Genomic DNA, 7,182 nt, shown 5'->3' with positions numbered 1-7,182 from the left:
AGAGCAGAAGCTTCCCAAGCTTACGACGAGGGTTCGATTCCCTTCACCCGCTCCAATTTTCTAGCATTTTTTGGGACGATTTGGGACGATGCCAATCTGAAGGCAATGTCGCGCCTTTGCGTTTTGGCTTTTCGTTCTTGAAGATGAAAGGTTTGGCAGACATGGATTGGGATAACCCTAACGCAAAGCGTTTTGGCATCGCCTGCTTTACCGATCCAAATCCCGAAGACCCCGAGGGCTACGGTGATGCGTCGCAATTCTTCAATGACATTGATGAAGCTAATGCTTGGATTCAAAGGGCCATTAAGGCCGGAAGATTTAAGTTCTTTACTTTGTGGGATTGGGCAGGGTCAGGTGATTGGGTGTGGGTCGGGGAATTTTCGGCACTCAAGCCGCGTAAGCGCAAAGGCTAGGGCGATTTGCGTTAGCAACTAACGACGGGCGAGGCCTATACCAATTTCGAGTTAAGATTCGGCGGCGCGGACGGAGTGTGACTCGCACTTTTGAGAGCAATAGCGAGGCGCAGCAATGGGCGCATATTGAAGAGGGGCGCGTTGCGGGTGACGAGTATGTTGATCGAAGCGTTTCTAAAAAGACGGCTCTTGCCGCTGCAATTGACTTATACGAGCGCAAGGGATTCGATGCCTCAAAGCCGAACGCAAAAATACTCGTTCTAAGCTACGCTATTGGCGCTGTGCAGAATTTGCCACATGGTCTCTTGTCAGCCTTCGGCTATCCGATCTGATAGCTTGGCGGCGCCGCGCGCGAGCGCATCGTACGACGCTGGTGCGAACATTTGCACGCCCAGCCTGGCGTCACTTGCGCTTATGCCCTCCGTCGCCTCGATGCCGCCCAAACCTCTCTAAACAATACTTTCTAGCGCTTGTCGACACCCAGATAGAATCGCGCCTTTAGGATTGTTCTTCCGATTTGAGCCGCGAGACGCGGTATTTTAAATAAAGAGCTTTCGTTTCCTCAGGATGTCCATTGGCACTAGCAAATGCCTTCGCCCAACAGGCTTGATCTACTTTGTTGCTCTGAATTTCTTCAAATGCTGTTTTGTAAAACGTATCAAGGACGCCCCGCTGATCCGGAACCCCCGTGAGCTTCTGACTAATCTGGTCAACTACTTGAAGGCCTATCTCAGTGCTTCGTCGTCTAATCACCTTGCGCAACCTCCAAAGCCGCAGCACGACGACCAGTAAACCGACAGCAACTCCGCCAGCCAATCCCTTTCCAAAGCCGGCATTGAATATCTCAAGCCAATCAATTCCTTTAGATACAGTTGGAGGAAGGCTGTTAGGGTGAAGTTCACCTGGCAAATTAAGGAAAACCGCTGCATGAGTATTAAGTTGCCCGCAAAAATACAATATTGCTGTCATCCCTAGAACGTTGATTCGCGTCCTGTTCAAGTTTGTTCTCCCCAGCGGGCGTCGCACGGAAGAGTCATAGGTTGTCCGGGTCTGGTCAAAGGGCGGCCCCATTGGAATTAAGGCCGCCCGTCGACGCCCCGATATGGCTCTAAATTTTTTATAACACATTTTCGGGCCGGCCATGACCTGCCACTGAAGTTTTCTCCACAGTGGATTAGAGCCGCGGCATGAGTATGCTCTCTCGGGCCTGTTGCGATGAGCTTGACGGCGAAGTCCGTTGGAGTCTGATAGTCGACGCCGAATGAGGGCAGCCAGTGTTGCAGTCTCCCGTCCATTCGGCGACGGCCTGCCGGGCGTCATCAAGGCCAAAGAACAGCGTGTCGCTCAGCAGTTCGTCCCGGCTCCGCCCGATGAAGCTCTCCATGAAGCCGTTCTGCATGGGCTTGGCGGGTACGGTGTTAGTGCCAGTCGACGGCATCGTCTTATGCCAAGCGAAGATCGCATGCGAGGTGAGGCCCGAACACTGCTTACTTCAACTTTCCCACGGCCGCGGGACAATTTGGGACAGTGTATTCACATCTCTGTGCGTCTCGGAACCATCAATGTATTGAAAAATAAGTATATCTTGACTTTGTGGAGTTGGGAGAGGCGCCAAAAGTGAATTCCCAAGCTTACGACGAGGGTTCGATTCCCTTCACCCGCTCCAAATCCTCCCGGCCGTTTCAACCGCGATCGCAGGCGCCCCTGCCGGCATCACGCCTTGCGTTCGGTCGTCGGGTCGATCATGCCCTTGATCTCGGTGATCTTCGTGGCCGGAAACCCGCTCATCTCCGCATGTTTGCGGATCAGCGATTCATCCTTGGCGAGATAGACGCAGAAGGTCTTGTTGTCCGCGACATAGCTCTCCTGCCACTGAATGTCCGGGGCGAGCTTCTTTAGGACGTCGTTCGACTTGGCCGCGGCCTCGCGCAGTTGCTCGCGCTCGAAACTGCCGACGGAGGGGATATCGCGTTCGATGATGAACTTGCGCAATGACATGCGGGGCCTCCCTTGCTGGAAAATGAACGATAGCCCCCCACCCGGACGTCCCCCGGCCGCCCGCCAGAAATCATAGGCTTGGGGATCGCGGCGGAAAAGCCTCTGGAATGGTTTTTTCGTCCGCCCGCGCTCAGGCGGGCCGGCCCGCCGCCGCCGGCAGGACGATGCGGGCGCAGAGGCCGCCCAGCGCGCTTTCCTCCAGATGAAGCGCGCCTCCATAGCTCTCCACTATGTCGCCGACAATGGCGAGGCCGAGCCCGCTGCCGGGTGCACCGGCATCGAGCCGTCCGCCGCGCCTCAGCGCCGCTTCGCGCTTGGCTTCGGGAATGCCTGGCCCGTCATCCTCGATCCGAAGGAAGGCGCCGTCCGTCGCTGTTCCGCCGGAAATGTGAACGCGCCCGCGCGCCCATTTCGACGCATTCTCGATCAGGTTTCCGGCAAGCTCGATGAGATCGTCCTCGTCGATGGCGGCGCGCGCATCAGGCGCGATGTCGATTGTCCATTCGAGCGCCTCTCCCCTCGGCGTCTTGCGTATGGTCGTGACGAGCCGCGCGATGGCGGGCGTGAGCGCTGTCGAGAGGCCGCGCCTCGGCCTCAGCCGCGTCTGGGCAATGGCGCGCTCGGCATGGCGGCGCATGGTTTCGGCGAGTTCGTCTATGTCGTCGGCGATCTCCCCTTCGCCTCTTGCGCGCAAGAGCCGCGCATCGGCCGCAAGTACGGAGAGCGGCGTTCGGAGGCCATGCGCAAGATCGGCCGCCCGGCCGCGCGAGCGTTCGATGGCCTTTTCCTGCGCATCGAGAAGATCGTTGATTTCCTCCGCCAGCGGCAGCACCTCGTCCGGATAGTCGGAGGCAAGCCGCTTCAGCGTGCCCGCGTGAATGGCCTCGACGCCGCGCCGCACGGCTTCGAGCGGCTGGAGCCCCACCCGCACCTGCAACCAGCCCGCCGCCAGAAGCACGAGCCCGAGGAGCAGGAGCGAGGGCGCCATATCCGCGCCGAAGTCGCGCGTCGCCCGCGCGATCTCCGCGCGATCGATGGCGACGGCAAGCCGCAGCGGGCGCTCCGCGCCGCGATCGGGGAAGAGCACCTCACGCTCCCGCACCACGAGTTCCGTGCCGGCGGGGCCCGGCAGTTCATGCCGGTGAATGACGAGGCGGCCGAGCCTGTCGGCGGGAAGTGCGAGCGCCGTGTCCCAGAGCGAGCGCGAGCGAAGCCTTTGCCCGCTCTTCTCGTCCTCGATCTGCCAGTAGAGCCCGCTCAGCGGCTGGTCGAAACGCGGGTCGGCCGGTTGCGGCGAAAGGCTGATCGTGCCGTCGGGATTGAAGGCGATATTGCCGGCGATCTGGCGCAGATAGGTTTCAAGCTCGCCATCCACCCGCCTCTCGACATGGCGCTCGAACAGGAAGACGAGACCGAGCCCCGCCAGCACGAGCGCCGCCGCGATCGAGAGCGCGGAGCCGGCGAGCAGCCGCAATCGAAGCGAGCGCCGCGTCATGGCTCCGGCTCCGCGATGAAATAGCCGAAGCCGCGCCTCGTTTCGATGAGATCGACGCCGAGCTTCCGGCGCAGGCGCCCGACCAGCACTTCGACGGCGTTCGACTCGCGTTCGTAGTCCTGCGCATAGAGATGCTCGGTCAGTTCGAGCTGGGGCACGACGCGGCCCGCATGATGGAGAAGATAGGAGAGGAGCCTGTATTCCTGCGGCGAAAGATGCACGGGAACCCCGTTCACCGTCACCTTCATCTGCCGCGGATCGAGCGTCACCGGCCCGTTGACGAGGACGGGCGCCGCCTGCCCGGCGGAGCGCCTGATGATCGCGCGCAGCCGCGCCAGAAGCTCCTCCATCTGGAACGGCTTGGCGAGATAGTCGTCGGCGCCCGCGTCGATCCCCTCGACGCGCTCGACCCAAGAGCCGCGCGCCGTCAGCACCAGCACGGGCACGCGCCGCCCCGCCGCCCGCCAGCGCTTGAGCACCGAAAGCCCGTCCATGGATGGCAGGCCGAGATCGAGGACGATGGCGTCGAAATCTTCCGTGTCGCCACGGAACCAGGCTTCCTCGCCATCCTTCTCGCGCTCGGCCGCATAGCCGGCGGCGGCGAGCGCCGTCATGATGTCGTTCGCGATCCGGTCGTCATCCTCGACCACGAGAAGGCGCATCAGCGGCCCTCCGCCTCGACGATTTCGGCCGTGCGCGCATCGACCTCGAGTTTGACGAGGCGGCCGTCCTTGTCGATGAGTTTGATTTCGTAGATCCAGCGTCCCTTCTCGCGTTCGAGTTCGACCTTCACGATGTCGCCGGGATGGCTGCGGCTGATGCCGGGAAGTATGTCCTCCAGCGGCTTTATGTCGCCCCTTTCCCGCGCCGCGCGCGCGCGGTCGTGATCGCCCGCCCCGGCGCCCAGCGGCCAAAGCAGGGCGACGAGCGCGAGCGCCGCTGCGGTTTTTACTGGCGAAGGCTTGTGTCTTTTCATCGGCGCATCATGGCACGATCCAGCCTGACAAAATGCTGACAAAGCGTCTCAGCGATCGGTCAGCCGCCCGCGCCTAGGGTCGTCTCCATCGAGGCGATGCCGCCTCCCCATTGAAGGAGATCGAACGATGCGCGTGAAGACGATACTGGCCACAGGCGCTCTTGCCACTCTCGCCTTGACCTCGGCCGCCTTTAGTCCGGCCGCGATGGCCGGGGACAAGGGTGCCCGCTGCACCGATCAGCCCCGTGAGCAATGGATGAGCAAGGACGCCGCCCAGGCAAAGGCGGCCGCGCTCGGCTACGAGGTGCGCCGCGTGAAGATCGAGGATGGCTGCTATGAGATCTACGCCTTCGACAAGAACAAGGCGAAGGTCGAGATCTTCATGAACCCGGTGAGCGGCGAACTCGTCAACCGCAAGGATGACGACTGATGACGGCCGAACTCACGACCGACAATGCCGGCCGCGCGACGCGGCCGGCCACGGTCAAGGTCTGGGATCCGCTGGTGCGCATCTTCCACTGGTCGCTGGTCCTCGCCTTCATCATTGCCTGGGCGACGGGCGATGAGGTCGAGAGCGTTCACATCGCCACCGGCTACGTCATCATTGGGCTGGTCGGCTTCCGGCTCGTCTGGGGTCTGATCGGTACGAAGCATGCCCGCTTCACCGATTTCATCCGCTCGCCGCGAACCGTCATCGCCTATATGCGCGACATGCTGCGCTTCCGGGCGAAGCGCTATCTCGGCCACAACCCGGCCGGGGGAGCCATGGTGGCGGCCCTGTTGCTGATGCTCTCGGCGCTCAGCGCGACGGGCTACATGATGACGACGGACGCTTTCTGGGGCGTCGAATGGGTCGAGGAAGTGCATGAGGCGCTGGCCAATCTGATGCTCGTCCTCGTCGGCCTCCATCTGGCGGGCGTCGCCTTCTCCAGCGTGGAGCACCGCGAAAATCTCGTCCGCGCCATGTTCACCGGGCGCAAACGGGCCTGACGGCGGGGCGAGGGGCTCGATGCCCCTCGTCCGCTCTCCGCATTGTCCATCGAGAAGGTGCATGCGCTATAAGTGGACATGCACTTTTGACGATGATGTGAGCGAGCGATGCCAACTTCCCTTTATTCCCTCATCGAGATGTCGTTTCCCGCAGATCGCAGCAAGGTGGCGATCGAGGTGCCGGACCGTGCGCGCGGCCGCGTGAGCTGGACCTTCGCGGAGCTTGCGGGCGCGACCGCGCGGGCCGCCTCGCTTTTCGCGGGCCTCGGGCTCAAGCATGGCGACCGTGTGGCCGTGCAGGCCGAGAAATCGCCCGAGGCGCTGATCGCCTATCTCGCCTGTTTGCGCGGCGGCTTCGTTTTCCTGCCGATGAACACGGCCTACCGGACGGACGAGGTCGATTATCTCGTGGGCAATGCCGAGCCCGCTCTCATCATCTGCGATCCGGCGCGCGAGGCAGATACGCGCGAGATCGCCGGACGCCACGGGACGGCGCATGTCCTCACGCTCGATGCTGAGGGCTTCGGCAGCTTCAGCGAGGCGGCGGCGAAAGTGCGCGATGCCGCGCCCGTCGCCGACTGCGCTTCGTCGGATCTCGCAGCGATCCTCTATACCTCCGGCACGACGGGCAAGCCCAAGGGAGCGATGCTGAGCCACGGCAATCTCGCCGCGAACGGCATCGCGCTGCGCGATTCCTGGCGCTTCACTGAAGATGACGTGTTGCTCCACGCGCTGCCGATCTTCCATGCGCATGGGCTCTTCGTCGCCTGCCATTGTGCGCTCCTCTCCGGCGCGCGCATGATCTGGCTTTCGAAATTCGACCGTGCCGAGGTGCTGCGACAGCTACCGCGCGCGACCACCTTCATGGGCGTGCCGACCTTCTACACCCGGCTCCTTGCGGGCGACGATTTCAACGCAAGGCTCGTCGCGCATATGCGGCTTTTCACCAGCGGTTCGGCGCCGCTGCTCGCCGAGACCTTCGAGGAATTCAGGTCGCGCACCGGGCTTGCCATTCTCGAACGCTACGGCATGACCGAAACCGGCATGAACACGTCGAACCCCTATGATGGCGAGCGCCGCGCCGGCACGGTCGGCTTTCCGCTTCCGGGCGTCGAGGTCCGCGTCATGGGCGAGGACGGCCGCGAATTGCCGCGAGGCGAGATCGGCGGCCTTGAAGTGCGCGGGCCGAATGTCTTCAGCGGCTATTGGCGCATGCCGGAAAAGACGGCCGAGGAATTTGCCGAGGGAGGCTGGTTCAGGACCGGCGATGTCGCGATGATCGACGCGGATGGATATGTTCATCTCGTCGG

At 62.2% G+C, this 7,182-nt stretch carries 10 protein-coding genes and 1 pseudogene; 5 read left to right on the top strand and 6 right to left on the bottom strand.

What is annotated here, in order from left to right; all coding sequences use genetic code 11:
- Both PKA57_RS14740 and PKA57_RS14735 read left to right on the top strand, forming a co-directional pair.
- The coding region (locus tag PKA57_RS14740; RefSeq protein WP_324301883.1) for a hypothetical protein at positions 1-413 on the top strand (413 nt) is incomplete at its 5' end.
- Positions 414-490: 77 nt separating this feature from the next.
- Positions 491-745, top strand: coding sequence for a hypothetical protein (locus tag PKA57_RS14735; protein WP_324301881.1), 255 nt, complete (start codon positions 491-493; stop codon positions 743-745).
- Positions 746-911: 166 nt separating this feature from the next.
- Here PKA57_RS14735 and PKA57_RS14730 read toward each other — a convergent pair whose 3' ends face one another.
- The 6 genes and pseudogenes from PKA57_RS14730 to PKA57_RS14705 all read right to left on the bottom strand — a co-directional run bounded on the left by PKA57_RS14730 (position 912) and on the right by PKA57_RS14705 (position 4,882).
- The gene (locus tag PKA57_RS14730; protein ID WP_324301879.1) at positions 912-1,412 is read right to left on the bottom strand and encodes a hypothetical protein; all 501 of its coding nucleotides are present in this window, start codon (positions 1,410-1,412) and stop codon (positions 912-914) included.
- A gap of 206 nt (positions 1,413-1,618) precedes the next feature.
- Positions 1,619-1,824 (bottom strand): annotated as a pseudogene (locus tag PKA57_RS14725) (transposase); the annotation flags it as partial.
- A gap of 302 nt (positions 1,825-2,126) precedes the next feature.
- Positions 2,127-2,411: a DUF4242 domain-containing protein gene (locus tag PKA57_RS14720; protein WP_324301877.1), complete on the bottom strand. Its 285-nt coding sequence runs from the start codon at positions 2,409-2,411 to the stop codon at positions 2,127-2,129.
- Positions 2,412-2,541: 130 nt separating this feature from the next.
- Positions 2,542-3,906: a sensor histidine kinase gene (locus PKA57_RS14715; protein ID WP_324301875.1), complete on the bottom strand. Its 1,365-nt coding sequence runs from the start codon at positions 3,904-3,906 to the stop codon at positions 2,542-2,544.
- Positions 3,903-4,568, bottom strand: a complete 666-nt coding sequence (locus PKA57_RS14710) for a response regulator transcription factor (protein WP_324301873.1) — start codon at positions 4,566-4,568, stop codon at positions 3,903-3,905. Before PKA57_RS14710 ends, PKA57_RS14715 begins: the two co-directional genes overlap by 4 nt.
- Positions 4,568-4,882, bottom strand: coding sequence for a PepSY domain-containing protein (locus PKA57_RS14705; protein ID WP_324301871.1), 315 nt, complete (start codon positions 4,880-4,882; stop codon positions 4,568-4,570). Before PKA57_RS14705 ends, PKA57_RS14710 begins: the two co-directional genes overlap by 1 nt.
- A 127-nt stretch (positions 4,883-5,009) precedes the next feature.
- Here PKA57_RS14705 and PKA57_RS14700 point away from each other — a divergent pair, with 127 nt between their 5' ends.
- The 3 genes from PKA57_RS14700 to PKA57_RS14690 form a co-directional block, all read left to right on the top strand.
- Positions 5,010-5,312, top strand: a complete 303-nt coding sequence (locus PKA57_RS14700) for a PepSY domain-containing protein (protein WP_324301869.1) — start codon at positions 5,010-5,012, stop codon at positions 5,310-5,312.
- A complete protein-coding gene (locus tag PKA57_RS14695) occupies positions 5,312-5,872 on the top strand; it encodes a cytochrome b/b6 domain-containing protein (RefSeq protein ID WP_324301867.1) in 561 nt (186 codons plus the stop codon). The genes PKA57_RS14700 and PKA57_RS14695 overlap by 1 nt, the downstream gene beginning before the upstream one ends.
- 108 nt (positions 5,873-5,980) lie before the next feature.
- Positions 5,981-7,182: AMP-binding protein (locus PKA57_RS14690; RefSeq protein ID WP_324301865.1), on the top strand; the 1,202-nt coding region annotated here is incomplete at its 3' end.

Origin of the sequence: Parvibaculum sp. (genome assembly GCF_035325945.1) — a bacterium.
Taxonomy (GTDB): domain Bacteria; phylum Pseudomonadota; class Alphaproteobacteria; order Parvibaculales; family Parvibaculaceae; genus Parvibaculum.
This window is presented reverse-complemented; position numbering and strand designations above follow the sequence as displayed.

What these genes read in the sequence shown, in the direction of transcription:
- PKA57_RS14720 (WP_324301877.1), bottom strand. Translation starts at nt 2,411, where the DNA reads ATGTCATTGCGCAAGTTCATCATCGAACGCGATATCCCCTCCGTCGGC.
- PKA57_RS14715 (WP_324301875.1), bottom strand. Translation starts at nt 3,906, where the DNA reads ATGACGCGGCGCTCGCTTCGATTGCGGCTGCTCGCCGGCTCCGCGCTC.
- PKA57_RS14710 (WP_324301873.1), bottom strand. Translation starts at nt 4,568, where the DNA reads ATGCGCCTTCTCGTGGTCGAGGATGACGACCGGATCGCGAACGACATC.
- PKA57_RS14705 (WP_324301871.1), bottom strand. Translation starts at nt 4,882, where the DNA reads ATGAAAAGACACAAGCCTTCGCCAGTAAAAACCGCAGCGGCGCTCGCG.
- PKA57_RS14700 (WP_324301869.1), top strand. Translation starts at nt 5,010, where the DNA reads ATGCGCGTGAAGACGATACTGGCCACAGGCGCTCTTGCCACTCTCGCC.
- PKA57_RS14695 (WP_324301867.1), top strand. Translation starts at nt 5,312, where the DNA reads ATGACGGCCGAACTCACGACCGACAATGCCGGCCGCGCGACGCGGCCG.